30 protein-coding genes and 1 pseudogene are annotated in these 24730 nt (G+C 39.3%); 13 read left to right on the forward strand and 18 right to left on the reverse strand.

What is annotated here, in order from left to right:
• Positions 1-109: 109 nt before the first annotated feature.
• From ACTH6U_RS13200 to rluE, 8 genes are all read right to left on the reverse strand, one after another.
• Positions 110-1234: a ribosomal protein uL16 3-hydroxylase gene (locus tag ACTH6U_RS13200; protein ID WP_294105604.1), complete on the reverse strand. Its 1125-nt coding sequence runs from the start codon at positions 1232-1234 to the stop codon at positions 110-112.
• An 86-nt stretch (positions 1235-1320) separates the two neighbouring features.
• The gene (gene phoQ / locus ACTH6U_RS13205; protein ID WP_441832389.1) at positions 1321-2778 is read right to left on the reverse strand and encodes a two-component system sensor histidine kinase PhoQ; all 1458 of its coding nucleotides are present in this window, start codon (positions 2776-2778) and stop codon (positions 1321-1323) included.
• Between the two features lies 1 nt (position 2779).
• Positions 2780-3454, reverse strand: a complete 675-nt coding sequence (gene phoP / locus ACTH6U_RS13210; RefSeq protein WP_294105607.1) for a two-component system response regulator PhoP — start codon at positions 3452-3454, stop codon at positions 2780-2782.
• Positions 3455-3772: 318 nt separating this feature from the next.
• Positions 3773-5143: an adenylosuccinate lyase gene (purB, locus tag ACTH6U_RS13215; RefSeq protein WP_294105608.1), complete on the reverse strand. Its 1371-nt coding sequence runs from the start codon at positions 5141-5143 to the stop codon at positions 3773-3775.
• 16 nt (positions 5144-5159) lie between these two features.
• Positions 5160-5786 (reverse strand): high frequency lysogenization protein HflD, encoded by a 627-nt coding sequence (gene hflD, locus ACTH6U_RS13220; RefSeq protein WP_294105610.1) that lies wholly within the window; start codon positions 5784-5786, stop codon positions 5160-5162.
• A 2-nt stretch (positions 5787-5788) separates the two neighbouring features.
• A complete protein-coding gene (gene mnmA, locus ACTH6U_RS13225) occupies positions 5789-6892 on the reverse strand; it encodes a tRNA 2-thiouridine(34) synthase MnmA (protein ID WP_441832426.1) in 1104 nt (367 codons plus the stop codon).
• Between the two features lie 185 nt (positions 6893-7077).
• Complete coding sequence (locus tag ACTH6U_RS13230; RefSeq protein WP_294105611.1) at positions 7078-7539, reverse strand: NUDIX domain-containing protein; 462 nt, start codon at positions 7537-7539, stop codon at positions 7078-7080.
• Entirely contained in the window at positions 7532-8182 is a 651-nt protein-coding gene (gene rluE / locus ACTH6U_RS13235; RefSeq protein WP_294105612.1) for a 23S rRNA pseudouridine(2457) synthase RluE, read from the reverse strand. The genes ACTH6U_RS13230 and rluE overlap by 8 nt, the downstream gene beginning before the upstream one ends.
• Before the next feature lie 1249 nt (positions 8183-9431).
• Here rluE and icd point away from each other — a divergent pair.
• Entirely contained in the window at positions 9432-10685 is a 1254-nt protein-coding gene (gene icd, locus ACTH6U_RS13240; RefSeq protein ID WP_294105615.1) for an NADP-dependent isocitrate dehydrogenase, read from the forward strand.
• Positions 10686-10807: 122 nt separating this feature from the next.
• On the opposite strand, the gene ACTH6U_RS13245 is transcribed toward icd, so the two are convergent.
• The 8 genes from ACTH6U_RS13245 to rdgC form a co-directional block, all read right to left on the reverse strand.
• Complete coding sequence (locus ACTH6U_RS13245; RefSeq protein ID WP_441832390.1) at positions 10808-11935, reverse strand: site-specific integrase; 1128 nt, start codon at positions 11933-11935, stop codon at positions 10808-10810.
• Positions 11916-12161: an excisionase gene (locus tag ACTH6U_RS13250; RefSeq protein WP_441832427.1), complete on the reverse strand. Its 246-nt coding sequence runs from the start codon at positions 12159-12161 to the stop codon at positions 11916-11918. Before ACTH6U_RS13250 ends, ACTH6U_RS13245 begins: the two co-directional genes overlap by 20 nt.
• Before the next feature lie 33 nt (positions 12162-12194).
• Positions 12195-12764 (reverse strand): 3'-5' exonuclease, encoded by a 570-nt coding sequence (locus ACTH6U_RS13255; RefSeq protein ID WP_441832391.1) that lies wholly within the window; start codon positions 12762-12764, stop codon positions 12195-12197.
• 9 nt (positions 12765-12773) lie between these two features.
• Positions 12774-13202, reverse strand: coding sequence for a hypothetical protein (locus tag ACTH6U_RS13260; RefSeq protein WP_441832392.1), 429 nt, complete (start codon positions 13200-13202; stop codon positions 12774-12776).
• 2 nt (positions 13203-13204) lie between these two features.
• Positions 13205-13879 carry a hypothetical protein gene (locus ACTH6U_RS13265; protein WP_441832393.1) on the reverse strand — a complete coding sequence of 225 codons (675 nt, stop codon included), beginning with the start codon at positions 13877-13879 and terminating at the stop codon, positions 13205-13207.
• Between the two features lies 1 nt (position 13880).
• On the reverse strand, positions 13881-14336 hold the full coding sequence (locus ACTH6U_RS13270; RefSeq protein WP_441832394.1) for a hypothetical protein: 456 nt from the start codon (positions 14334-14336) through the stop codon (positions 13881-13883).
• Positions 14337-14345: 9 nt separating this feature from the next.
• Complete coding sequence (locus ACTH6U_RS13275; RefSeq protein ID WP_441832395.1) at positions 14346-15236, reverse strand: hypothetical protein; 891 nt, start codon at positions 15234-15236, stop codon at positions 14346-14348.
• An 80-nt stretch (positions 15237-15316) separates the two neighbouring features.
• Complete coding sequence (gene rdgC, locus ACTH6U_RS13280) at positions 15317-16219, reverse strand: recombination-associated protein RdgC (protein WP_441832396.1); 903 nt, start codon at positions 16217-16219, stop codon at positions 15317-15319.
• Positions 16220-16422: 203 nt separating this feature from the next.
• Between rdgC and ACTH6U_RS13285 the strand changes: the two genes are divergently transcribed.
• Positions 16423-16863 (forward strand): ECs1072 family phage-associated protein, encoded by a 441-nt coding sequence (locus tag ACTH6U_RS13285; RefSeq protein WP_441832397.1) that lies wholly within the window; start codon positions 16423-16425, stop codon positions 16861-16863.
• Between the two features lie 233 nt (positions 16864-17096).
• Here the strand turns inward: ACTH6U_RS13285 and ACTH6U_RS13290 are convergent, their stop codons facing one another.
• Positions 17097-17306 (reverse strand): hypothetical protein, encoded by a 210-nt coding sequence (locus tag ACTH6U_RS13290; protein ID WP_441832398.1) that lies wholly within the window; start codon positions 17304-17306, stop codon positions 17097-17099.
• 154 nt (positions 17307-17460) lie between these two features.
• Between ACTH6U_RS13290 and ACTH6U_RS13295 the strand changes: the two genes are divergently transcribed.
• Complete coding sequence (locus tag ACTH6U_RS13295; RefSeq protein ID WP_441832399.1) at positions 17461-18345, forward strand: BRCT domain-containing protein; 885 nt, start codon at positions 17461-17463, stop codon at positions 18343-18345.
• Here ACTH6U_RS13295 and ACTH6U_RS13300 read toward each other — a convergent pair.
• Positions 18331-19017, reverse strand: coding sequence for an XRE family transcriptional regulator (locus ACTH6U_RS13300; RefSeq protein ID WP_441832400.1), 687 nt, complete (start codon positions 19015-19017; stop codon positions 18331-18333). The two genes, ACTH6U_RS13295 and ACTH6U_RS13300, sit on opposite strands and share 15 nt — an antisense overlap.
• Positions 19018-19141: 124 nt before the next feature.
• Here ACTH6U_RS13300 and ACTH6U_RS13305 point away from each other — a divergent pair, with 124 nt between their 5' ends.
• From ACTH6U_RS13305 to ACTH6U_RS13350, 10 genes and pseudogenes are all read left to right on the forward strand, one after another.
• Positions 19142-19378 carry a transcriptional regulator gene (locus ACTH6U_RS13305; RefSeq protein ID WP_441832401.1) on the forward strand — a complete coding sequence of 79 codons (237 nt, stop codon included), beginning with the start codon at positions 19142-19144 and terminating at the stop codon, positions 19376-19378.
• Positions 19379-19454: 76 nt separating this feature from the next.
• Positions 19455-19913 carry a YmfL family putative regulatory protein gene (locus ACTH6U_RS13310; protein WP_441832402.1) on the forward strand — a complete coding sequence of 153 codons (459 nt, stop codon included), beginning with the start codon at positions 19455-19457 and terminating at the stop codon, positions 19911-19913.
• Between the two features lie 83 nt (positions 19914-19996).
• Complete coding sequence (locus tag ACTH6U_RS13315) at positions 19997-20206, forward strand: hypothetical protein (protein WP_336431073.1); 210 nt, start codon at positions 19997-19999, stop codon at positions 20204-20206.
• Positions 20196-20375, forward strand: coding sequence for a DUF4222 domain-containing protein (locus ACTH6U_RS13320; protein ID WP_441829755.1), 180 nt, complete (start codon positions 20196-20198; stop codon positions 20373-20375). Before ACTH6U_RS13315 ends, ACTH6U_RS13320 begins: the two co-directional genes overlap by 11 nt.
• Before the next feature lie 8 nt (positions 20376-20383).
• Positions 20384-21433, forward strand: coding sequence for a helix-turn-helix domain-containing protein (locus ACTH6U_RS13325; RefSeq protein WP_441832403.1), 1050 nt, complete (start codon positions 20384-20386; stop codon positions 21431-21433).
• Positions 21430-21678, forward strand: coding sequence for a hypothetical protein (locus ACTH6U_RS13330; protein ID WP_441832404.1), 249 nt, complete (start codon positions 21430-21432; stop codon positions 21676-21678). Before ACTH6U_RS13325 ends, ACTH6U_RS13330 begins: the two co-directional genes overlap by 4 nt.
• A pseudogene (locus tag ACTH6U_RS13335) lies at positions 21678-23729 on the forward strand (phage N-6-adenine-methyltransferase); the annotation flags it as partial. The gene ACTH6U_RS13330 and the pseudogene ACTH6U_RS13335, both read left to right, overlap by 1 nt.
• 62 nt (positions 23730-23791) lie before the next feature.
• Complete coding sequence (locus tag ACTH6U_RS13340) at positions 23792-24139, forward strand: hypothetical protein (protein ID WP_441832405.1); 348 nt, start codon at positions 23792-23794, stop codon at positions 24137-24139.
• Complete coding sequence (locus tag ACTH6U_RS13345; RefSeq protein WP_287468040.1) at positions 24136-24321, forward strand: Lar family restriction alleviation protein; 186 nt, start codon at positions 24136-24138, stop codon at positions 24319-24321. Before ACTH6U_RS13340 ends, ACTH6U_RS13345 begins: the two co-directional genes overlap by 4 nt.
• Positions 24314-24700: a RusA family crossover junction endodeoxyribonuclease gene (locus ACTH6U_RS13350; protein ID WP_441832406.1), complete on the forward strand. Its 387-nt coding sequence runs from the start codon at positions 24314-24316 to the stop codon at positions 24698-24700. Before ACTH6U_RS13345 ends, ACTH6U_RS13350 begins: the two co-directional genes overlap by 8 nt.
• The last annotated feature ends 30 nt before the right edge of the window (positions 24701-24730 follow it).

Here is a 24730-nt window from a genome sequence, read left to right on the forward strand (position 1 = left end):
ATTATATTTATCTGACTACAGTAAAACGCCCTACACAGTTCAATGTATAGGGCGTTTTTTTTATTAATAAAGGTCTATTAAGATTAATTATTGAATGCGATTATTAATGTCAGTCGTCAAAATACCAGTATCCATTATTTACCAGTGCAGTAATTAATGGGATAAAATTCACATCATCAATTGCATCGCCGAGCGTCTTACTATTTACCGAATCAAATCGGCATAGGCTATCTGCTGCTTCATAACACTGAGTCTCTAAACATTCGCCATTGACAAAAAATTGGTCGCCAACACGTAGAGCTCTTAACCCGTTGAGTTTGTACAAAGTTTCATCTTGAGTTTTCAACAAGTCATAAATTTCTTCTTGCGTATATGGCGGCTCTGGTGGTGCAACATCTAATTCATGGCGAGATTGAGAAATGTACTCACCTAACCACTTGCGGAATAATTCAGGGTCATTAATCAGAGAGACCATCATTTCACGTAGCTTAATTTGCTCACCTTGCAAAACTTCGGCGGGATTATCACGAAATGATAAATCAGGATCGCTATAGCGATAACTCCCAAGATCATTCGAAATCAAATGGTCGGCAAAGCTACTAATCAGTTCACGGGTATTTGGCGCGCGAAAGCCTACAGAGTAGTTTAGGGAAGGCTCGATGGCATAACCTTCATGTGGGAATCCAGGTGGAATATAGAGAATATCTCCAGGTTCCATCTCTTCATCAATAATCGCATCAAATGGATGGACTTGGAGTAGGTCAGGGTGAGGGCTGTGCTGTTTCATTGGGATTTTTTCCCCAACGCGCCATTGTCTACGACCTTCACCTTGAATAATAAACACATCGTATTGGTCAAGGTGTGGGCCTACGCCACCCCCAGGTACTGAATAAGAAATCATTAAGTCGTCCATGCGCCAGTCAGATAATACTCTGAATGGTTTCATTAGCGCCGAGCTTGGGTGATGCCAATGATCAACGGCTTGAACGAGTAGTGACCAATTTTCTTCACCTAAGTGTTCATAGCTTTCAAATGGGCCATGACCCACTTGCCAATTTCCTTCTTTGTGGCTGACTAGACGGCTATCAACCTCATTTTCCATCGCTAATCCCGCAAGTTCATCAGGCGAGATAGGATCAATAAAACGCGTAAAACCCTGTTTAATAAGCAGCGGTCGTTTCTGCCAATGACTGTCAAGAAAACTCTGCCAGTCAAGATTCAGTTTATAATCCATCTTATTGTCCCTATTAGAAAACATGTCGTAAATAGTATACCTGAAATGGCCTGCAATACAGGGTCTAAATAGCTTCACATCACAGATTAGCTATCTTCAATGACCATCTGTTGCCTAAAAGTGACGATAACGCGGGCTCCACCAAGTGGGCTATCAATAATTGAGATTTCGCCATCATATTGGTCAATAATATCAACAGCAATAGATAAGCCAAGACCTTGCCCAGGACGCAAGGTGTCCGCACGCTGTCCTCGAATAAAAATGACATTTCGTTTGTTTTCAGGTACGCCAGGGCCATCATCATCAACGGTGATGGTTAAACTGTCTTGTCCTACAGCAGCTGTTACCTCAACAAATTCAAAACAGTATTTACAGGCATTTTCCATCACATTACCCATCACTTCCATAAAGTCATTAGGTTGTCCTAACCATGTGATTTCAGGTGAGATATCGACAGTAATAGATACGCCTTTGTGCAGATAGACCTTATGAAGTGCGCTCGCTAAACTATCAATAATGGAAGGAACTGATGAGATTTCACGTAATATCAGGTTTTCGTCACCTTGCATTGATGCACGGTGCAAATAATAACCGACTTGTTGTGAAATACGTCCAATTTGCTCCAACATGATAGGTTCTGCTTGCTCGATATTCATTTGTTTACCTGAGCGCAATAATCTAAGTGTGGATTGTATAACGGCCAAGGGTGTTTTTAAGCTATGCGTTAAATCAGAAAGTGTTGTACGATATTTACTATAACGCTTGCGCTCATTGGTGAGCAAAATATTGAGATTGCGGACAAGCCCTCTTAACTCTGCGGGTGGATTTTCATCTAATGTTTCTCGTTCACCTTTTTCGAGGCCGCTAATCTGCGACACCAATGATTTTATAGGGCGTAAGCTCCAGTAGGCAGCAAGCCATAATAGTGGTATCACTAAAATTAAGTTGGCGAGTAACACATAGCCAAACCATTCCCAAACTAAACCTGTTTTTTGTAAATCTTGAGGAAGTGTATCGACTACAACAATAGTGAGAGGTGGAAGATGCTCGCTTTCACTGTATTGGTTGACAGAAACGGAGTGGGTGAGAGGCTCATCGTCATTATTCATGTCGTTAAGCTTGGTATTATATTCAGGATTGTTATATAGCAGTTGACGCGTTTCTTTAATATCGGTGTCAATTTCGTATAATCCCTCTTTTCTTAGCCAATCTTGATGAATGAGTTGCTCAACATTGGGAACATCGCGTTGACGCCAAAGAACTTGACCATGGTCATCATAGATAATGACCAAAGTTGGATTATTTAACGTAAAATTAGGGGGAACACGGATATCAATTTTATTATTTTGCCACTGTGCAAGGCTATAAATTAGATTGCTTTGGCTGCGCAGCAGGGTGTAGGTCGTCTTATCAAAGCTAATCAGATAACCCAGTATGGCAACAATACCATAGGACAATGTTAGTGCGAGAATAACCGCAGAGGTCGCGCATAAAAAGCGCGCCCGTAATGATAGTGGCTTAATTTTAAATTTTCTTAATGACATATTAACCATTCACGTCGAAGCGATAACCTTGGCCACGAACGGTAACAATTACATCATTACTATGAAATTGTTGTATTTTTTTGCGTAGCCGACCCATTAAAACATCAATGGTATGACTTTCTCTTAATTCTGCATCTGGATAGAGCTGGCGCATTAATGAGTCTTTGCTCACCACTTTACCATTATTACGCAGCAGTGTTTCGATGATGGTATATTCAAAGGCTGTTAGTTTGACGGGCTCACCTGCAACCGTAAATTCTTTACGTGATAAATCGATAACAAAATGGTCTAGCTCAAGTATTTGCGAGGCAAGTCCACTATTCCTGCGCATCAACGCTTGCATACGAGCAACGAGTTCTTCTAATTGGAAAGGTTTAGTTACATAGTCATCAGCCCCGCTATTCAATGCTTGCACTTTTTCTTGCCAGCTTTCTCGGGCTGTCAGGACGAGAATGGGAATAGTCACATGCATACTACGCCAGCGTTTGATCATGGATAGACCATCTTCATCTGGCAAGCCAAGATCAACTACCGCAATATCAGGGCAGCTTTCATTTAAAAAGTAGTCTGCTTCTTTTGCATCTTCCGCTGAATCAACTTGGTGTCCAAGGTCTTTGAGTTGAACGGTTAAGTGATGGCGAAGTAAAGCATTATCTTCGACGATGAGAATACGCATCTGAAAGCCTCATATTAAAAAAAGAGAGTTAACCTGTCGGTTATATTATCACTATGTTAAAAAGAGAAATCACTGACGACAAGTCATTAAGTAAATATAAGTCAAACAAACCAAAAATATACTCCAAATGATCAATTTATTGCGATTTAGTCAATTATCAAAGTGTTATTTGATCTTATCTGAGGTAGGGGGTTTATTTGTATGGGATAAGTAAAATTAATGGGGGAGTTAAGCGTCGAAATATCAAGAATGACACTGAGAAGGATATAAAGGCGAACAATTCAGAGTGAAATGTTCGCCTTTATTAAATTTAACGAGTTATTTTAAATCGTTAACAAAAGTGACAGCGTAACCAATATAATTAGCTGGTGTCATTTCTTTCAAACGTGCTTTTTCGCTTTCAGGTAGTGCTAAGCTATCAATGAATTGTTTCATCCCTTCTGCGGTAACACGTTTTCCACGCGTTAACTCTTTAAGTTTTTCGTATGGTTTTTCAATGCCATAGCGACGCATTACGGTTTGAATTGGTTCAGCTAATACTTCCCAGTTTTGGTCTAACTCATCAAGCAGATGTTGTTCATTAACTTCCAGTTTATTCAATCCTTTCATTGTGGATTGATAAGCAATAAGTGAATAGCCGAGGCCAACACCTAAGTTACGCAGTACTGTTGAGTCTGTTAGGTCACGTTGCCAACGAGAAACAGGTAATTTGCTTGATAAATGGCCAAGTACCGCATTTGCTAAACCTAAATTGCCTTCTGAATTTTCAAAATCAATAGGGTTCACTTTGTGTGGCATGGTGGATGAGCCAATTTCACCCGCAATGGTTCTTTGTTTGAAGTGATTTAGTGCGACGTAGCCCCAGATATCACGGTCAAAATCCAGCACAATAGTGTTAAATCGTGAGACACAATCAAATAGCTCAGCGATGTAATCATGCGGTTCTATTTGAGTGGTGTATGGGTTCCACTGAATACCGAGTGAAGTCACGAAGGTTTCACTAAATTCGTGCCAATTAACTTCAGGATAAGCCACGATGTGAGCATTATAGTTACCCACTGCACCATTGATTTTACCGAGGATTTCAACTTGTGTGAGTTGACGATACTGGCGCTCTAAGCGGTATGCAACGTTTGCAAATTCTTTACCAATAGTCGATGGTGTTGCTGGCTGACCATGAGTACGTGATAACAACGGTAAGTCACGATATTCGTGAGCCATTGCTTTAACTTTATCAATAATTTGACGCCATTGTGGCAATAAAACATCTTTACGTGCAGTTTGAAGCATCAGCGCGTGAGACAAATTATTAATATCTTCAGAAGTACAAGCAAAGTGAATAAATTCTGAAACAGCATGTAGAGCTGGAATGTTAGCGACTTTTTCTTTTAGGAAATATTCAACTGCTTTAACATCATGGTTAGTGGTGCGCTCAATTTCTTTGATACGCATTGCATCTTTTTCGCAGAAGTTTGCAACAATTTCATCTAGGTAAGCGTTTGCGTCAGCATCAAATGAAGGAACTTCATTGATTTGAGCGGTTGCCGCCAGTTTTTGCAGCCAGCGAACTTCAACTTGAACGCGAAATTTCAGTAAGCCAAACTCACTAAAAATAGTGCGTAAAGCGCTGACTTTATCACCATAACGGCCATCAATCGGCGATACAGCGGTCAGTGAGGATAATTCCATTGGTAGCAACTCCAGATTAAAGGTGAGACAAAATATCTTTCGCCTGATTAGACAGACGGCTTCGGGAAAACATTAATTGAATACGGCTGCCGCCGACTTGCTGCCAAAGCACCGCACAACGGATACCTGCCAGTAAAGTGGCTCTAACTTTTGCTTGAACCAACGTATTTTTGAGAATGTCTGGAGAACCTGTAACTTGAATACGTGGTCCTTGAGGGCTGACAACATCCACATAAATACCCGCAAGAGCATTAAAAACACCTTCAGACATCGGTTCAAAATAGCTTGCTTGACGTTCAAATTGTTCTATACGTTGACCTAGTTGGTTCATGGCGTCTTGATTTTTATTAAGGCGGCGCTCAAGAACCATCATACTAAGCATATAGCGTGTCATTTCAGCGGATAAACCACTGTTGCCGCCTGTTAGCATGCCAAGCATTGTACTAAGGCCTGTTTTTAAATTTGCAGGATCGTTACCGAAAACATCTAATGTAGATGATGGATTCATATTCGTCAGGCTTTTGATCATAGTTTCAAGGTCTTGCTCATTAGAAACACCTTCATGAGCCAGTTTTTGAACTATATGACTTGCTTGGCAGATACCTGCCAAAGCAAGCGTGATATCGTAATAATTTTTAGCCACAGTTACTCCTGAATACGGGCTTCAATAATACCGCCACCGAGGCAAACTTCATCTAGATAAAATACTGCAGATTGCCCTGGCGTTACAGCAGCAACTGGGTAGTCGAATGCGACTTCAATTCTATCTTCACTCAGCGGTGTAATAGTACAAGGAATATCAGATTGACGATAACGAGTTTTCACCACACAGCGTAGCGGTTGCGTCATGGTTTCTCTATCAACCCAATGTAGTTGTTGAGCAATTAAGCCAACAGACATCAGGCGAGGGTGTTCATGCCCTTGAGCAACGATAAGATGATTATTTTCAACATCTTTATCAACAACATACCAAGGATCTTCTGAGCCTTCTTTGGTGCCGCCAATACCAAGACCTTTACGCTGCCCTAAGGTGTGGTACATCAAACCTTCATGCTGACCAATAGTTTTACCGTCGACGGTAATAATTGGGCCAGGTTGCGCAGGTAAATAGCGACCTAAGAAGTCACGAAATTTGCGTTCACCGATAAAACAAATACCCGTTGAATCTTTTTTCTTCGCGGTGATTAAGCCAATTTCTTCCGCGATACGACGAACTTCAGGTTTTTCAAGTTCACCAACAGGAAATAGGCTTTTAGCGACTTGCTCATGGCTTAAGGTATATAGAAAGTAACTTTGATCTTTATTGGTGTCTAAGCCGCGTAGTAGCTGGCTTTTACCATCAAGATCACGACGGCGTACATAGTGACCCGTCGCAATAAAATCTGCACCGAGATCTTCGGCTGCAAACTCAAGGAAGGCTTTGAATTTAATTTCTTTGTTGCACAGAATATCTGGATTTGGTGTACGACCCGCTTTATATTCAGATAAAAAATGTTCGAAAACATTGTCCCAATATTCAGCGGCGAAGTTAATTGTATGGAGTTCGATGCCTAATTTGTCACAAACAGACTGCGCATCAGCAAGATCAGTTGCCGCTGAGCAATATTCTTTATCGTCATCTTCTTCCCAGTTTTTCATAAACAGACCAACAACCTGATATCCTTGCTGCTGGAGCAAGTAGGCTGAAACGGAGGAGTCAACACCACCGGACATACCGACGATGACTTTCTTTTGGCTGTTATCTGACATGGTACTGTTATCTGACATTATAAATAGTCTCAATGCGGAAAAATCAAGCCCCATACTTTAGCATGTTGTACCCTTGTTGCACCAGAGTTAGCGGCAATATTCTTGGCGCAAGAAAAACAGAGTAAAGACTGACGCGGCTCTATTAATCGTTTTTTATTAGATCAAAATAAGCCAAATCGAGTTGATTACCCAAAGTGATCACCATAAGCAGACAGAATATCAAGGGGATAGGTGGTATTTTCTTGAAAGCAAAGGATACTTTGTGCAACTAATGGAGATCGTAAACAATTACTTTCAATAATTTGTTGTGCGCTGACCCAGTGGCAACAGCTAATGTCGCTATCTTGTGGATGTGTTTCACAGGTATTTGGTAGTTCGAGTTCAAATAAAAAACGAATAAAAGGGGTGTTATCAGGCGCTATCCATTGATGAATTTTAATTAATTTTTGCGGTGTAGCGCTGATACCTGTTTCTTCTAAAAGTTCGCGTTCGGCTGCCTGCAATAATGTTTCATCTGCTTCTAAATGCCCGGCAGGTTGGTTCCACGTAGGTTTACCATTAACCCACTCTTCAACTACTAAAAATTTGTTTTGGGCATGTACGATAGTCGCTACCGTAATATTGGGTCTAAATTTTGGGCTAGACAATTTTTACCTCCATCCATTCACCGATGGCTAAGTTTTCTAATTTGAATTCACCAATTTGATAGCGAATCAATCTTAGGGTAGGAAAGCCAATATTGGCAGTCATTCGGCGAACTTGTCGATTTCTGCCTTCATATAATGTGATTCTAAGCCAGCTTGTCGGGATATTTTTACGTTCTCTAATTGGTGGATTCCTTGGTTTAACCCAATCAGGTTGTTCAACAAGCTCGATATTTGCGGGTAACGTCAAACCATCATTTAATGTTAATCCCTGACGAAATTTAGCAAGAGCCGCCGTATCGGGTATCCCTTCTACTTGAGCATAGTATATTTTGCCCGTTTTTTTCTGAGGTTGAGTTAAGCGAGCTTGTAATTTACCGTCATTGGTTAAAATTAATAATCCTTCACTGTCCCTATCGAGGCGGCCTGCTGCATAAACATCGCTTATTGGAATATAATTCTTTAAAGTATCTCGACCTTGCTCATCGGTAAATTGTGGTAGCACATCATAAGGTTTATTAAATAGGATGACTTTACGCACAATAGGTGGTTTAGAGGGGGAGTGAGTTGCTCGTCGAGTGCGATCCGCATGAGATTTTGGTGTCAGTTTGTTATTGGTTGTTCGTTTAATGTTTGGCTTTGTCATAATCAGTTAATTATCCACATAAAATAGTGAGTAACTTTTTGTTTTTCTTTGTCTATTAAAAAATTACTCAATTGATCTTAGTTTATGTGATTTACTTGTCAAAGCATAGTAATGTGTAGAGATAATAATATTGTTATTATGCTTAGTTAAATTCAAAAAAAAGTAGGTATATAAGTAGGTATAAGTGATGAATGGAATTAATTAAAATCACCTAGTTGGCTGATAGAATGATTGAAAACCATGTTGAATTAGGTCGACACAAAATAGATATTCATTTTCAGAAAAATCAATAGTATCAATTAAATCCTGCTCACTTCCAATTGCGTGACCAGATTCACGACTTAAATGTAACTCACCGCAAAACTCTAATGCAGAGGTGAAGATTTAGTTAAACTATTTAAAAATGAAAATATTACGTTGCCTGTTGCTTCCATTACCTCAATAGCAACAAGCCTAAATTTAGCAGGTTGGTTTGAGATCATTGAATCAAGTTATTATAGGTAAGTTGGCAGCTAGGGGATAATTTTTCTGACCAAAACTATTCAAGTGTATCACTCAGTGGCAATGTAAATTTATTTAAATTACCAAAACTCATAATAAAAAATAACATGTTGGGTAAGAATGAAAGCTTTTCGTTAATCAGTCAATTTGATGAAATATTTTTAGAAAAGAAAAGGTGTTGAGCAAATTTAAATTTATGTTGTTTAATTAAATGAGAGGTTTTATTCATGGGTAACTTATTTTAAAATGATTTATTGGATTTGATTGTTTGTATTTAGTCGCTTTATAAATGTTAATTCAAATTGATATTTGATTGAAAATAATTAAGTTCATTAAAACCATTTAGTACAATAAAATCAAATTTTTATATTAATAATAAATGTATAAATAATTATGTGCTTATTAATTATGTGAGCAATACGTATTTTTAAGGCAAACTATTTTGCTAGTATGAAAATTATACGAATATGGTTTTTTGATCTTATTATTTGTTTAATTCATTATAGTAATTGTCTGTTTTTTAACCTAAAAATTAGATTGAAAATTATAATTTTAGAATTAATTGTTTGATTTAAAAGTAATTGCATGGATATTAACTTTATATTGTAATAACTAATAGATACGTTAAATGCGATCTGTATTGAAGCTTAGGCGAGTAATCATTGGCGTTCGATGCAGATTGAAGTAATATTGACAGGTCTCTTACAAAAAATTAACAAGCTAAATACGCAATTGAAAGGAGAGGTTAATGGAAAGCAAAGTAGTAGTTCCGGCAGAAGGCGCTAAAATCACCATTGATGCAAAAGGCAAACTAAACGTTCCGAACAACCCGATTATTCCTTACATTGAAGGTGATGGTATTGGTGTTGATGTGACACCTGCCATGCTAAAAGTGGTTGATGCGGCAGTGAAGAAAGCATACAACGGTGAACGCAAAATTTCTTGGATGGAAATCTACACCGGTGAAAAATCTACTCAGTTATATGGTAAAGATGTTTGGTTACCGCAAGAAACCCTCGATTTAATCCGTGATTACCGTGTATCAATCAAAGGCCCTTTGACAACTCCAGTTGGTGGTGGTATTCGTTCTTTGAATGTTGCGCTACGTCAGCAACTTGATCTGTATATTTGTTTACGCCCAGTTCGTTATTATGCGGGCACACCAAGCCCAGTAAAACAACCTGAGCTGACTGACATGGTTATCTTCCGTGAAAACTCTGAAGATATTTATGCAGGTATTGAGTGGAAAGCAGGTTCTGCTGAAGCTGATAAAGTCATTAAATTCCTTCAAAATGAAATGGGTGTAACAAAAATCCGTTTCCCACAAGATTGTGGTATCGGTATTAAGCCTTGTTCTGAAGAAGGAACCAAACGTTTAGTTCGCGCTGCAATTGAATATGCAATTGATAACGACCGTGATTCAGTGACATTAGTTCATAAAGGTAACATTATGAAATTCACTGAAGGTGCATTTAAAGATTGGGGTTATCAATTAGCACAAGAAGAGTTTGGTGGCGAATTAATTGATGGCGGCCCATGGCTTAAAATTAAAAACCCTAAAACTGGCAAAGATATCATTGTTAAAGATGTGATTGCTGATGCATTCTTACAGCAAATTTTGCTGCGTCCAGCTGAATATGATGTTATCGCTTGTATGAACTTAAACGGTGACTATATTTCTGACGCATTAGCAGCACAAGTCGGCGGTATTGGTATCGCACCGGGTGCTAACATCGGTTCTGAATGTGCATTGTTTGAAGCAACCCACGGTACTGCACCAAAATATGCGGGTCAGGATAAAGTGAATCCTGGTTCAATTATTCTATCTGCAGAAATGATGCTACGTCACATGGGCTGGGTTGAAGCAGCTGACTTAATCGTTAAAGGTATGGAAGGCGCAATCGCGGCTAAGACTGTAACTTACGATTTCGAGCGTCAACTAGAAGGCGCTAAACTACTGAAATGTAGCGAATTCGGCGATGCAATGATTAAACACATGTAATTCATTACTTAGTGTAATTAATAACGGGAGCTTAATAGTTCCCGTTTTTTATTATCACTTTAGAAACGGTTATCAAAAAGTTATCAAAACGAATTATCAAAACCTACCCAATTTTTTTGTTATTAAATAACTACTTTTACCCAATCTTTACCCCGGTCATCATTATATTTATCGGTCATTTTTTGCGATTTATGACCCAGTAAATCTTTTGTATTAATCCCCTGATCTCGATATAGCCTTTCAGATAAAGAACGTTGCTCATGGAATGAAGCTGGGGTTCCTTCACCCCAATCAATATCAGTTTTATTCCGTGCTTTCTTAAAATTAGTGGTTAGTGTATTAGCGGTAACTTGTGCTCCACGATCTGCTTGTGAAGTTGTATGAAAATAATGGATTAAATATGGGCTTACAACACGGTCACGGCATCGAGAAACAATATCACGCAGTGATATATTTAATGCCTCAGATCTTAATGCCAGTGGAATAGCTAATTTACTGCCTGTTTTTTCTTGAGTAACATGCAAGTGGTTATCCCAAATATCACTAAACTTCATTGCTGAAATATCACCAAGCCGCTGACCAGTAATAACGGCAAGCAACATAGCATTGCCTAAATACTTATGTTGATTATTGGCAATATCAAATATTTTTTGCCATTCCTCTAAATTAAGGCGCTGACGAGTAATTCGCCTTTTAGGTTGCTTGGTTGCAAGTGCAGGGTTATATCCTGGTGGAACTTCACCGGCGTGCTGTGCTTCTTTGAATACATCAATTAACACCGAACGAATAACTTGCGCCATACGGTGTTGACCATTAGATTTATATTCATCGAGTATCCCTGCAATATCCCTTGCATCAATAGCTGGTAATGGCTTCATTGCTAGCGAATGCCTCATTAAATCAACAGGTTTTCTTTTTTGTTTGTATGTGTTTAATTTAATATCACCATCAGCAAGGCGCTCTTCTTGTATTACCCAGTAGCGATCTAGCCAAGTATTAACAGTAATTTCTTTTCCTTTAATTCTCGCTACTCTATCGCTGATTGCCATCACTTGGCGACTGCGTTGTTCCGCTAACCGACTATTCGCTTCAGTGGCAATTTCACGCGCCTCAGCTTCGTTGTCACCAAGGGCGTGATATTTTCCAGTTATAGGGTGGCGATAACGCCAGTAAACCTTATTAACTTTCCTACTGAATAGCGGATAAAGGTTAGGAATACTGACGTTGTTTTTACGTGGTCGGGCAGCCATCGCTTAAAATCCTTTGCAATTTCGGATTATCACTTTTTTTGATATCCGGTGATGTCAAATTACCGACTAAATCGGCATCCTCTCTCACGCGCCAAATACCACCTTCTTTTTGTGCTGGTGGATAGAACAAGCCACTTCTAGCGTAGCGTTGTAATGTCCCCAGACCAGGAGGGCGACTACGATAGCGATCACTAGCCCATTCCTCCAAAGTTAGCATTTGCATAATTACCTCCACATCTGCCGCATACAGATTTAAAAATTAAATATCGTCGTTAACTGGTTTAATCAAATGCTGGTGGATAATAGACACATACTTAGCTTGATGAATTGCATCAGCTAACGCATTGTGTTGCTCACCTTCGAACTGAAGTGTTTTCTTTGGATCAATACCAGCATTACGGCCTAGCTCTACAATGGTGCGAACATCACGGTTATTATAAAATTTCCAGAATGGCTCTATGCCGACTGCATCATATGCGTTACGCAAAATAATATTGTCAAAATCAACGCCATTACCCCACACTTGAACATCATCAGTTAGAACCTCTCGTGAAAACACCCTAAGACTAAGCAAGGTAATGGATAGGTCATCACCATCAGCAACGATAGCAGCTCTAGCTTCAGCACTTTGTTTCATCCACCAAAGAACGGTATCAGCGTCGATATGAAGCCCAGCGCGCTCACAGCTTTTTAAATCAACTACAGTATAGAAGGTAGGACCAATCTCACCCGTTGAAGGCTCAAAGGCTACTGCGCCAATAGAAACAATAGCGGCATTACCTTTGTTGCTCATCGTTTCTAGATCTACCATTAAGTGTTTATATTTCATTGTTAGTCCTTATTTATTTAAGCGATATACCGGGATGCTATTTGCCCTGCTTTTTTCTTCATTAATATGCGTAAAGCCATGAATCCTGATCCACTTCTCGCCTTTTGATTCCATGTAACCAATGGGCTTTAGGTTATTTATGTGATCCAATTCCTTCTGCATTTCAGAACATTTATCAGCTAACTTAACTACCAAACTAATCAAGGTTAAGTTTTCCTGCTCCCTTGCATCAAGTAACTTATGCCATTCAGCATCGTCAGCGCAGAAGGCTTCAATTAATTTAGTGCTTTCTTCATTTGCTTGAAATGTTTTCTCAACATGCTCACACAGATTAATTAATTGGTCGCTCCATACAGAACATTTTGCAATTTGATATCTACGGGTTAATAACGCATCGGCTTTCAATTCTTTGGCTAATTCAAGCATCTTATTATTCATAATCACACTCGCTTAAACTCAATAACCCATACCCACGGATTGCTTTCATAATTACAATCAGGCTTACTGACTGAATCCCATAAGTGACGAAACCAACAAAATGCATCAGTACTACCACCAGTTAATTCCCTCTCCAGCGGGTAGCCCTCGGCTTTAAAATCATCGTCGCTAGCTGCTTGTAAGCGCTCTACGCGAACATCAGTAATTTCTAGTGTGATACGCGAAGTCCAGCGAGGCATATGTATAGATGGTGTCCATGTACCGTCATATTTATGATTATCAGTATGAGGTTTCCAGTCAGCGTCATCAGGAATTGACCATAAACCATAATCACCGTCTTTTTGTTCACAAGAGGCTTTATAAATTCTTGCTGCTTGTTCTTCACCAGTTTTAAGAACATTGTCATTCCAATCGATGCAAACACCATCTTCATTACCAAGTAATGCAAAAGTTTCACGAACCCAAAGACGATCACCAATTTTACCTAGAGGGCATAAATTATATTTGGGGGCGTCCAATACATGCGTAGTGGTACCACTTCTTGTTTTGGTCGGTTTTTTTAGCCATAAGCAATTACCAGGTATTACATTATTAACAACTCTACGAGTTTGAGTTTTACGGCCATCAAGGATGGCGCGTACCATTTCAGTATTAAAAATAATTCCGCGCTCTTTCATGTCAGCCACCTATGCGTGTAGCAGTTCTAATGCGTTCATAGATTTCACTTGCTTGAAATCGCTCCTCACCAACATCACAGGCGCAGAAATATTCAAATGCAGCTTTTTCAGCTTCCCTATGTGCTTCGATAAACTTGGCCTTGAGTTTTGTTACGTCAAGTCTCAGCCATGAACATACAGGGCTATCATCCGTTGCGGAAATTCCACCAATAAACCAACCATCACCTTGTGGTTTGCTAGGTATCCATCCAGAAATATTACATCCACCATCTTCAAAATAAAGTTTGAATGTTGGATGGTTTTCGTCAATATCGTCTTCCATGCAAACATTACAAAATTCAAGACAGTTATCTTCGATCCACTTTTTTAGTATTTCGTGGTCTTCAGTTTCTGGTATTTGGGAATGTACCCAGTAGCCATTTTCGTCGCGTTCTACTAATTCAGGTTTAATAGACATACACCCACCTTAAATAATAATTCTGTAAACTGAATTAACTGTTTGGATATAACCATCAGTTAAATAAGTATCGATATTGATAACCTGTGATGTTTGAACAGGCGCACCATCAACAAATCGTTTTTTAGTATCATTAAATACGTATCCCTCAGCTCCGTATGCATGAATACTTTCAAGCTTTAAGTCAGCAATAAAAGTAGGGGGAAAATTAACGAGTTGGCTAAAGTTTAAAAATTTATCCATGGCGGCTTCAGCCACTTCTTTATTTGCAATGCGGTGACATGCATATTGAATTGCTTCACACGCCCAAGAAAAGTGATAAGTCGGATTAAACTGAGGATATAGATCCTCATAATCCCATGGGGAGTCATATTGCCACTGCGATTCACTTGTTAAATCGGCTTCTTCAACTGCTCGGTAGAAAACATTCTCAGAAATTGAACTACAAGAATAATTTTCAGCATAAGATTTAACGCTGCCTAACCTAGAAGCAAATTCGTTATAAGAGGACTTAAGTTCCCCTTTTTCCTCTCGGTCAACATCATGTTTATTTTCGGTATACCAAGATTCAAGTATTTTTCTTAGATCTTTTAATGTATTTGGTAAATCAACTTCTTTGTAGGCACCAGCAACTTCACTGCGCCCTGAGCCCATTTGTAATTTTTCTGCCCAATACCCACGATCGATGCGGTCTTTGTTAAAAAATTGAACCATATCTCTAATGCGCCTAAATGCCCATGTACCCATATCACCAGTCATAACTAAATAGCCGGGGAAGGTTACAATATCAAACCAATAAGCAGATCTATTTGGTTCTGAAAAACTATAATGGCGGTGTATCCCATCTGCTTTAATACACTCCATTTCATGTAATTTAGTGTCCCGAATAAAACCCATCATTAATACTCCACACAAAATTTAGATAATAAAAGTCCGTCTCTTAATAAAGAGAATTAAATTCCTTGGTATTGGCTAAATAGTTATTCTGTTTTTTCTTTGTATTTTAATAATTCAATTAATAACTCGATGGTATTAATCATGTGAAACATAAATACAGAATTTATATGTCGATGACGGAAAGCTCTATCACCATCACAGTCAATATCACTAATTGGTTTTATTCCCTTAAATTCGAAGTTATCACTTAATTTAAAGACAATATCTAGAGTGGCTAATTCCATTAGGCTGACACGAAATCCATTTGATAAACTCTCACTTAACTCACGCTGTACATAGTGCAGTTCAGCGTCGTATTTAACCGATTCTAATTTTTTCTCAACCTTACGTTGTAGTAAGTAGAAGTTGCAAGGGTATAATCGCCCACCAAAACAGTCAGCTGATGGTTCATTATTGATATAGTTTATTAGGCGTGTTGTTATTCCATTTTTTGCATCGTCAATGTGAATTGTTTCTGTTTTTACCGATCCACAAGCCTTAATCAAACAATTAACCAGCGCTTGATGCTCTGGTTTTCGAGTGCTTGATACGATAAGAAACCCTTTTTCAACATGATAAAGTGCAGTGATAATCTTAGTTTTAGTTAGAGCAACTTTAAGCATTTCTTCTATAGCAATATACTTTATTTCAGTCTCAAGGAAATCATCAGTACCTTGCTCTTTTAGTTTTTCAATACGTCTATTAACTTCAAACGCAATAGCTGCTTTAGGTAGTATCTTTTCATCAATGCGAAAAGTAATAATATAACCACCTTCAATTGGTGTAACTAATTCGCCTGTAATCTTATTAGGAATAAAACCATAGCTAACTGAATGTGATTCTAAAATATCAACAAAAGGTAATTCTTTTAAATGATTTTCTAGAACTTCAGCGCTGGGTAATTCCGCTTTAAATATAACTGCACTAGTAATTGGAAAACGTTTCATTTGTTAATCTCCGCATAGTTATTAACTCCACACACAATAAATAAGACCACTGACAATAATTAATAAACTTACCTAGTGTGAACTGATTAAGTATCAGTGGCCTTATGTATGATGTGAGTCTCAATGTAATGCCTGAACTAACTTAGCCACATCAGGCGGCTGTGGTATTATTGTTATTCCGCAATAACAATAAGGGTATATTCATGTCTATTTATTCAACTCTTTGGGCTACTTTAAATGAATCTCTATGTGAGGCTCACAATTTAGAGTCTTGTTATTTTAAAGATAACGATCCAAGAGCTCATTCTGTTCGTAAAAAAGCCTATATTTTATTTTTGCTTGAAGTTGTCATGTATGAATACCGAAACAATGAGATTGACATTTGGTTTAAACAATCATTTGACAATACTCTAACTTCATTTGCTTACAATAAAACAGGAATACTCCCCGATCTGTTTTATAATCTTTCAGATACCGCGAAGATTATCGTTTTGCAGAAGCACCTTCTTAAATATCCCCTACCTGAAAATGCCCAAACTTTTCTAAAAAATTTACCAACTCCTTTAGCTTCTGATAATCTTGAAGTAGATCTTTCTGTAGGTTGGACCCTTGGTAATGGTTGGCAGTATTTAAAGCAGCAATAATATGCTCATTTGCATCATTGGCCGCATGCCAAAGCTGACTCAACTCAAAATTCACCGACTGCGCTTTGTTTTTAAACCGAACGAAAGGATAAAAACTGTCTGATAGACACTTATACAACTCAGAGCCAGTGAATTCAGCAGGGTCAATTTTATTTAAATCGAATTGACCTTTTTTCTTATCATTTTCGCTAGTTACTCCACACATATTGCACACCCCACACAGTTAAATTCAATTAAGCACTAATAGTGACAGCGCACATGTCTATGCATTCTGCGATTTCATCGTCGAGTTTTTCGAGTTTAGATTGCAGATCATCGCGGTCGGTACGGAGCTTTTGAAGATTGTTAATCTGTTTAGCTTTTTCAAGTATCCACTCGCGCACATCATCCTGCGACATTGGCACACTAAAAGTAACGATTGGTTCATTTGAATTGGGTTGCATAATGCTCTCCTAAGTTGTCAAAGTTGTAGTTAATTGTTTTCTTGCTAAACATCCTTAAGTTGTAATTTAGTTGTATTTAAACTGACTGTCAACAACTTTATGTTGTTTGATTTAAGTTAAAGAAAGTTTGAGGATAGTGAAAATAGGAGAAACTATGAATATCAACCCAGCTTTTAACTACAAACGGAATAGAGATAAGCTATTTGCTAATTTAATTTCGATTATTGATGGTGTTTTATCAGATAGTGAATTGTCAGATTCTGAAATTCTTTACATTACCACATGGCTTTCTGACTCTGAGCAAATAGCTAACAATGCGTTCGTCATGCTTTTACAAGAAAGAATATCAAGAGTGCTAGATGATGGAGTGATAACGCTGGAGGAAAGAAAGGAGCTAAAGCAAATGCTATTGGATGTGCAGCGAGCAATAATGGACATGCCAAGCATTGATCTATATTCAACAGAATCTGATATTAACTTATTAAATGGGCTTTGTAAGGGAATAGTGGCTGATAGGCAGCTCGGTATAGAAGAAATTAATTATTTAGAGTGGTGGCTAACTCAAAATGGAATGTTAAAAAGAAATTATCCTGGCAGGCATTTGTATGAGCTAGTAAAGACAATAAAGGAAGATGGAATAATAGATCAAAGCGAAAGTGAATTACTCTATAAAGCGTTAGTTGATTTCTCTGGCACAGACTTAGATAGTGGTGTGGTTGATGGTTTGTCATGTCATCTACCCTGTGATGAAATTGATGTATTAAACATTAAAGGATCAACAATTTGTTTGACCGGTAATTTTATTACAGGAAAAAGGTCTTTAATATCAATGCTAATAGAAAATGCTGGTGGAAAGGTTATTGATAGAGTAACGCAAACTGCAGACTATTTAGTTATCGGTGTATTATCCTCCCGTGACTGGAGATTCTCTAGCCACGGAAGAAAAATAGAAAAAGCTATTGATGATAGAGATAGTGGAAAATCTAGCGTAAAGATAACTACAGAAGATATCCTAATGAAATTTTTACCAACTTCGTGATGACCAAAATACTCTACCTATAACATGAACCCTGACAACAGCTTCGCTTCTAGGTAGCTGTTCATCAGGGTATTCCTCTCTATTAAAGCTACGAATAACAATGCCACCATCTGGCCTATAAACAAGTATCTTTACACGTAATAAAACGCCATCCCTTATAGCATAAAGATCCCCATCTTTTATTGTCTTATTGCTGATATCAACAGCAACTAGATCCCCGCTATTCAATACGGGATAGAGGCTATTACCAACTATTTTGACAATTCTAGCGTTGCTTGCATTAACACCGTATTTACGCAATTCATCCCGACGGAATGGGTATGTATATTCTTCTGATTCAACAACTTCTGCATTTGCACCACAGCCTGCAGCTAATTCAATATCAAGTACGGGGATGTCAACAAAGTCAGCGTCGCTATTACTCGGGACGTCTTCCCATTCTTTTATCTCAAACTCTGTTTTTTTCCCGTTTTCATCGCGCACACCGAATTGAAGCCAATGAGCAGAAACATTTACAGCTTTAGCTATATCCGCAATCCTTCTAGGGGAGCTAGTTTGCCCTGATTCAATCTTTTGTATTGATTGTTGACTAACACCCACTTTTTCAGCCAGATCCGCCTGACTCATCCCTGCTTTAACCCTTGCATCTAACAACCGTTTAGCTATCGACATAGTTTCCTCCTCCTTCGAAATTGTATTTTACAACTTTAAGTGTTGAAGTTTCCAACATCTAAAAGTTGTCAAAGTTGTTGTTTTGAATTATTATAAAGTTGTATTTAACAACTTAGGGGGCTAGATGGGACATATAACCAGTAATTCATGTGTCGTAGGGTTACAAACTGCAATCACTGCTGCAGGTGGCCAAACGCAATTAGCAAAACGTATAAGTGAGCTTTTAAATAAGCCTGTTAAGCAGCAACAAATATGGAATTGGCTAAACAGAAATAAAAGAATTCCAGCGGATAAAGTTCTTGTTGTTGAGCAAGCGTCAGGAATATCGAGAAGCAAGCTGCGGCCTGATTTATATCCATAACAATCAAAAGTGGTTATGAAATTTATCAGAGTAGGTTGATTGAATTAACTACCAACAAAACAACGGAATTGTAGATATGTGCAAACAAACACTAAAAGAAGTCGTTAAAGAAATGTGCAAGGCAATGCCTGGTGGTCGTTCTGCAATGGCAGCTGCTTTGGGTATGAGCGAAACCACATTCAACAACAATCTGTATGAAAAAAATGGCTGTCGTTTCTTTGAAAATGATGATTTGGAAGCAATGGAAGAATTATCCGGCACTAAGTTGCTGGTGGGCTATCACATGGATCGCCATGGAATAACCCCAGCGAAGAAAGTAGACCCTGAAAACTTAGACAAAGTTGAGCTATTTGAAATTCGCATGAATTTAGATGCGATGCAGGGCTCGCTCACCATTCTCATCAAAGAAAGCATAGCGGACGGCATTTTAACGAATGATGAAATAATCGCCATAAATCGCAAATTAGACAAAGTCTGCGCTTATGCACGTGGTTTTGTGAATTCATTACCAGTTGTTTATGGGGTGACTAAATGATGAGTAACGCTAGAAAGGGTGACGCTCAGGATATGCGGTCCCGAGCGTCGGTTGCTAATAACAACTTGTGTGGAGTAACTAGCATGAGCAGTTTAAACCAAATCAGTAAGAGAAAGCAATTTAAGTGCTTATCCGTTTCTAAAAATGGTCTGTTTCAATATGTCGAAATCATAACGTCAGCTGACGCTCTGGGCAACTACCAGACCAAACAACAATTGGTAGACATCGCCGATTTAAAAAGCGACTGGGCTAATTTTTATTTCAATAGTGAAGGCGAGGCTCATGTCCAATGAAAAGCATAAGAACCTTGACCGTAATTTCAGAGATAAGCGCGGTCGTATCGTCAAAGTCATTGAGTGGGATAGACAAAAGCAGCGAGTTATTTTCATGCTCGATGATTATGAGCATCCGTGCTTTGTGCCACTTAGTGATTTTAAAAAATATTATTCAGAAGTTAAGTAGGTAGCAACATGAGTGTAAAACTATCAAGTTACGTCTGGGATGGCTGCGCGAGTGCGGGTTTAAAGATAACCTCGGTTGCTATCATGGCTCGCCTTGCTGACTTCTCAAATGATGAAGGAATTTGCTGGCCATCGGTACCGACTATTGCCCGTCAAATTGGCGCAGGTGAAAGTACTGTGCGTACAGCCATCAAAAGCTTAGAGAAAGCAGGTTGGTTATCAAGTGAGAAACGCCGCAAAGGTAACCGCAACACGAGCAATATTTATCAATTGAATGTTGGCAAGTTAGCTTCAGCGGCGATGGCTGCCATTCCTCAACCGCCAGAATCTGACACATCAAATCCTGACGCATCAAAATCTGTTGCATCAAAATCTGTCCCGTCAGAATCGAGCAAAATTAATCGTTTTGACCCGCCAGAATCTGGGGGCGATCCGTCAGTAACTTCAATACATGATCCATTAGTAAATACTCTTTCGTCGCAGAATTCTGACGAATTAAGCGACCAGCCTAAAATTGATTTTTTAAATCGTTATCCAGAAGCCGTGATTTACAGCCCTAACTACCAAAAATGGGGATCGGCTGATGACCTCAAGTGTGCCAACTGGTTGTTTGGTCTCAAATGTGAAGTTTTCAAAGAGTTAGGTTTGAAAGCGCCTAAGGAGCCTAATTTCACAGAATGGGCAAATGATGTTCGCTTGATGAACGAGATTGACGGCCATTCCCACAAAGAGATTTGCCAGTTCTATAAGCGCATTAGCCAAGATGAATTCTGGAAAAAGAATGTTCAATGCCCGAAAACACTGCGCAGCCAATGGGATGATTTGACACTGCGCTTAGCAGGTGAGCAAAAAATCAAAATTGATACGGTTGAGCGTGATGAAGCATTTACTCGCCTTATCGGTTCGCGTTCACCAGCCAAAAATCGCATTGAAGAAATCGCAGTTGAACTAGCAGGAAAATCTGGCGTTAGGCGTATGACTGATTTTGTCGGTCGTAAGGCGTGGATTGGAGTTTGGCAACAAGCCGCAGAACTAGCAGCGAAAGAGGTGACAGCATGATGCGTAGTGAATCTAAAGAAATTTACGGTGTGAATGTATTTGGCTTAATTGCGATGTTTAAACAGCTTCGTAAATTGTGGGTTATTCGTAAGCTTCGCAGGAGATGGAATGATTCTCGCCGTGATTTAATCACTTGCAGAAAATTTCGTCACTTAAATCATCATGCTGACCATTTTCAAGTTAAGCAGCGTTATGAGCATATTCGTCTGTATGTGGAAACCCACCAGCAGCGAGGTGCTATCTAATGAAATTAACTTACGGATCTGTCTGCTCTGGTATTGAAGCTGCGAGCGTTGCTTGGGAACCATTAGGCATGAAACCTGAGTGGTTTAGTGAGATAGAACCTTTCCCATGCGCTGTATTAAATCACCACTGGCCAGAAGTAAAGAATCTAGGCGATATGACCACTATCACTGACAAATTAAACGCCGGTGAAGTGGTAGCCCCAGATGTGTTAGTCGGTGGTACTCCATGCCAAGCATTCAGCGTTGCAGGTTTGCGCGGCGGTTTAAGTGATGAGCGTGGGCAATTAACTTTATCATTTGTTGAATTAGCGGATTGTATTGATGAAATCAGAAAAAACGAAGGCAAAGCGCCAGCAATCATCGTCTGGGAAAATGTCCCCGGCGTCCTCAGTAGCAAAGATAATGCCTTTGGATGTTTCCTCGCTGGATTGGCTGGAGAAGATGAACAGTTTGAGCTTGGTGCGCGACCTGAACATGGAAAATCAAACCAGTTCTGGACGTGGAACAAAAAAAACAGTGAGCACATTATCAGTTGGCCGGTCGCTGGTTATATTGTTGGACCCAAAAGAACTATCGCGTGGCGGGTCCTCAATGCTCAATATTTCGGAGTGCCCCAACGACGCCATAGAGTCTTCGTTGTCGCAACTGCTAGAAAAGACATTAGTGTCTCAGAAATACTATTTGAGCAACCAGGCATGCGAGGGGATATTGAGACGAGCGGAACGCAGGCAGAAGAAATTACCAGTGATGCTGGAGAATGCCTTGCAAGCGGTAATAAAACAACAGGAACCATCTTAGCAAATTGTGGTACCAAACACTGGTCTGGAAACCAAGAAGCCTTTACGGGTGATTTTCATGTTATTGATACATTCCGATTACAGTCATTCGGTCAATATACGCCAGATGATTCAGCCTCAACATTAAGAAGTCGTGATGATAAAAGTGCAACCGATTTAATCGTGACTTGCTCAAGTAAGCAACAATCATTAAATGTTGGCATCAATATAGCGAATACAATTGGGGCGAATGATTATAAAGAGCCTCAAATGGTTGTTTTTAACCCACAAGCTGGAGGTAAAACATCATCAACACTGGGGGCTAGTTCTGAAACGGTAGGTTGTTTACAAGCCTCTCAACAACCGGCTATCGCATTAGCTGGCAATATTATCGGCCGTAAACCGGAAAATGGCGGTAATCAAACAGGCTTTAATGAATCTGATATCTCATACACATTGACTAAAGTTGATGTTCATGGCGTTAGCATTAATAATATTGTACGCAGATTAACTCCGGTTGAATGTGAACGCCTACAGGGTTTCCCTGATAATCACACCAAAGTTCCTTTTAAAGATAAACCTATTGACGATTGTCCTGATGGTCACCGTTATCGCGCCCTAGGTAATTCAATGGCAGTGCCTGTTATGCGTTGGATTGGTGAGCGCATTTGCCATGCTATTGCAGACCTAGCGCCTAAAATAGCCTACGTCCAACAGCTCAATGAGCTCAAAGCTAAATCAGCCCACTGGTTAAAAGAGGTTGGCGACCAATGGAAAACACCAGAAGATATCTATTGGGGTATTAATTCCCTATATGGTCCATTCAATTTAGATTTATTCACCGATGGGCAAAATAGCAAATGCCCTCATTTCTACACCGCAGAAGATAACGCACTGACTCAAGACTGGTCGGAAAAGCTGAAAGAAGTTGGCGGCGTTGCTTTTGGTAATCCACCTTATTCCAGATCGTCATATCACGAAAAACAAGCCCTAACGGGGGTTCGCCACATTATGTCTCATGCTTCAGCGATGCGTGAAAAGGGTGGTCGCTATATTTTTCTATTGAAAGCGGCAACCAGTGAAGTGTGGTGGCCAGAAAATGCAGATCATATCTGTTTTATCCGTGGTCGCATTGGTTTTGACGTTCCTGAGTGGTTTATCCCTGCTGATGAGAAACAAAAACCAACTGGTGCATTCTTTGCCGGGGCAATAGTCGTATTCGATAAAACATGGACCGGTAAAGAATTTGATTACATCAGCCGCGAAGAACTGGAACAGCGCGGCAAGGCATTCATAGAGCAAGCTAAGTGGTTAGCTAAGAAGATGGAGGTAGCGGCGTGAAACCTTTACATATCCGAATTGTTGAAGACTTTAAAGTAGGACACGAGATCACAACAAAGCTAATTAAAAATATGTATGCATCTACAGATAATCACGCTAGCAACACGATTAATTTTTTATATCGCTGCGGAGCAGTAAGAAAATCAGGCAAAAAAGACGGTAAGCACATTGTTTATATCATTGCGCGTGATGGATATGAGAAAACAATTCAAAAAGACAAAGAGATTAGTAAGTTCAGAAAGAAAACGAATAAGTATTTACGTTGTGATGTTAAAGAGCTTACTAAAACACATAACCCACTGGTCTTGAAATTTGATGCATTGCTAGCAGAGGTAAGAGCGTGAAAAACAAAATATCAGAAATTCAGCCTTGTCCATTTTGTGGCAGTGAAAATATCACCCTCGAAAGCCATAGCTATAGAACATGGTTTTATATCCAGTGCCATAGTTGCATTGCGAAAGGCCCTGAAGTAAACGATAAGCAAACTGCAATCACAGCGTGGAACAAGGGCGTAGCTCATGAATAAATCAATATCGCTAGTATTGCCATTTCCCCCTAGCGTCAATTCCTGCTGGCGGACAGTTAAAGGCCGAATGTTACTCAGTGAGCAGGGTCGCAAGTTTCGAATTAACGCTATAGCCGCTGTTTATGATCAATTGCGCAAAATGCCAAAGGCAATCACTGAAGATGTATCAGTCATTGTGAAGATGTACCCACCCACAAAACAGCGGAGAGATATTGATAATTACTTGAAAGCCGCATTCGATGCGTTAACACACGCTAAGGTTTGGAAAGATGATGATCAGGTTAAGCGTGTCGAAATGGAGTGGTGCGAAGTCGTAAAGGGTGGTCGGTTCGAGATAGAGATTCGCTTAATTTCATTTCCTAGTGACAAACAGGTGTAACCATGTATTCTAATAACCTGTACGTTAATC

The sequence above is a fragment of the Providencia sp. genome (genome assembly GCF_052096715.1).
Taxonomy (GTDB): Bacteria; Pseudomonadota; Gammaproteobacteria; order Enterobacterales; family Enterobacteriaceae; genus Providencia.

Excerpts from the sequence above, each read along its gene's own strand:
- ACTH6U_RS13350 (WP_441832406.1), top strand. The coding sequence starts at position 24,314 with ATGAATAAATCAATATCGCTAGTATTGCCATTTCCCCCTAGCGTCAAT.
- ACTH6U_RS13265 (WP_441832393.1), bottom strand. The coding sequence starts at position 13,879 with ATGAAAGAGCGCGGAATTATTTTTAATACTGAAATGGTACGCGCCATC.
- purB (WP_294105608.1), bottom strand. The coding sequence starts at position 5,143 with ATGGAATTATCCTCACTGACCGCTGTATCGCCGATTGATGGCCGTTAT.
- rluE (WP_294105612.1), bottom strand. The coding sequence starts at position 8,182 with ATGACAAAGCCAAACATTAAACGAACAACCAATAACAAACTGACACCA.
- rdgC (WP_441832396.1), bottom strand. The coding sequence starts at position 16,219 with ATGAAACGTTTTCCAATTACTAGTGCAGTTATATTTAAAGCGGAATTA.
- ACTH6U_RS13305 (WP_441832401.1), top strand. The coding sequence starts at position 19,142 with ATGGGACATATAACCAGTAATTCATGTGTCGTAGGGTTACAAACTGCA.
- mnmA (WP_441832426.1), bottom strand. The coding sequence starts at position 6,892 with ATGTCAGATAACAGCCAAAAGAAAGTCATCGTCGGTATGTCCGGTGGT.
- ACTH6U_RS13325 (WP_441832403.1), top strand. The coding sequence starts at position 20,384 with ATGAGTGTAAAACTATCAAGTTACGTCTGGGATGGCTGCGCGAGTGCG.
- ACTH6U_RS13200 (WP_294105604.1), bottom strand. The coding sequence starts at position 1,234 with ATGGATTATAAACTGAATCTTGACTGGCAGAGTTTTCTTGACAGTCAT.
- ACTH6U_RS13310 (WP_441832402.1), top strand. The coding sequence starts at position 19,455 with ATGTGCAAACAAACACTAAAAGAAGTCGTTAAAGAAATGTGCAAGGCA.
- phoP (WP_294105607.1), bottom strand. The coding sequence starts at position 3,454 with ATGCGTATTCTCATCGTCGAAGATAATGCTTTACTTCGCCATCACTTA.
- icd (WP_294105615.1), top strand. The coding sequence starts at position 9,432 with ATGGAAAGCAAAGTAGTAGTTCCGGCAGAAGGCGCTAAAATCACCATT.
- ACTH6U_RS13245 (WP_441832390.1), bottom strand. The coding sequence starts at position 11,935 with ATGGCTGCCCGACCACGTAAAAACAACGTCAGTATTCCTAACCTTTAT.
- ACTH6U_RS13330 (WP_441832404.1), top strand. The coding sequence starts at position 21,430 with ATGATGCGTAGTGAATCTAAAGAAATTTACGGTGTGAATGTATTTGGC.
- ACTH6U_RS13290 (WP_441832398.1), bottom strand. The coding sequence starts at position 17,306 with ATGCAACCCAATTCAAATGAACCAATCGTTACTTTTAGTGTGCCAATG.
- ACTH6U_RS13260 (WP_441832392.1), bottom strand. The coding sequence starts at position 13,202 with ATGAATAATAAGATGCTTGAATTAGCCAAAGAATTGAAAGCCGATGCG.
- ACTH6U_RS13275 (WP_441832395.1), bottom strand. The coding sequence starts at position 15,236 with ATGATGGGTTTTATTCGGGACACTAAATTACATGAAATGGAGTGTATT.
- ACTH6U_RS13315 (WP_336431073.1), top strand. The coding sequence starts at position 19,997 with ATGAGCAGTTTAAACCAAATCAGTAAGAGAAAGCAATTTAAGTGCTTA.
- ACTH6U_RS13270 (WP_441832394.1), bottom strand. The coding sequence starts at position 14,336 with ATGTCTATTAAACCTGAATTAGTAGAACGCGACGAAAATGGCTACTGG.
- ACTH6U_RS13320 (WP_441829755.1), top strand. The coding sequence starts at position 20,196 with ATGTCCAATGAAAAGCATAAGAACCTTGACCGTAATTTCAGAGATAAG.
- ACTH6U_RS13295 (WP_441832399.1), top strand. The coding sequence starts at position 17,461 with ATGAATATCAACCCAGCTTTTAACTACAAACGGAATAGAGATAAGCTA.
- ACTH6U_RS13255 (WP_441832391.1), bottom strand. The coding sequence starts at position 12,764 with ATGAAATATAAACACTTAATGGTAGATCTAGAAACGATGAGCAACAAA.
- ACTH6U_RS13300 (WP_441832400.1), bottom strand. The coding sequence starts at position 19,017 with ATGTCGATAGCTAAACGGTTGTTAGATGCAAGGGTTAAAGCAGGGATG.
- ACTH6U_RS13285 (WP_441832397.1), top strand. The coding sequence starts at position 16,423 with ATGTCTATTTATTCAACTCTTTGGGCTACTTTAAATGAATCTCTATGT.
- phoQ (WP_441832389.1), bottom strand. The coding sequence starts at position 2,778 with ATGTCATTAAGAAAATTTAAAATTAAGCCACTATCATTACGGGCGCGC.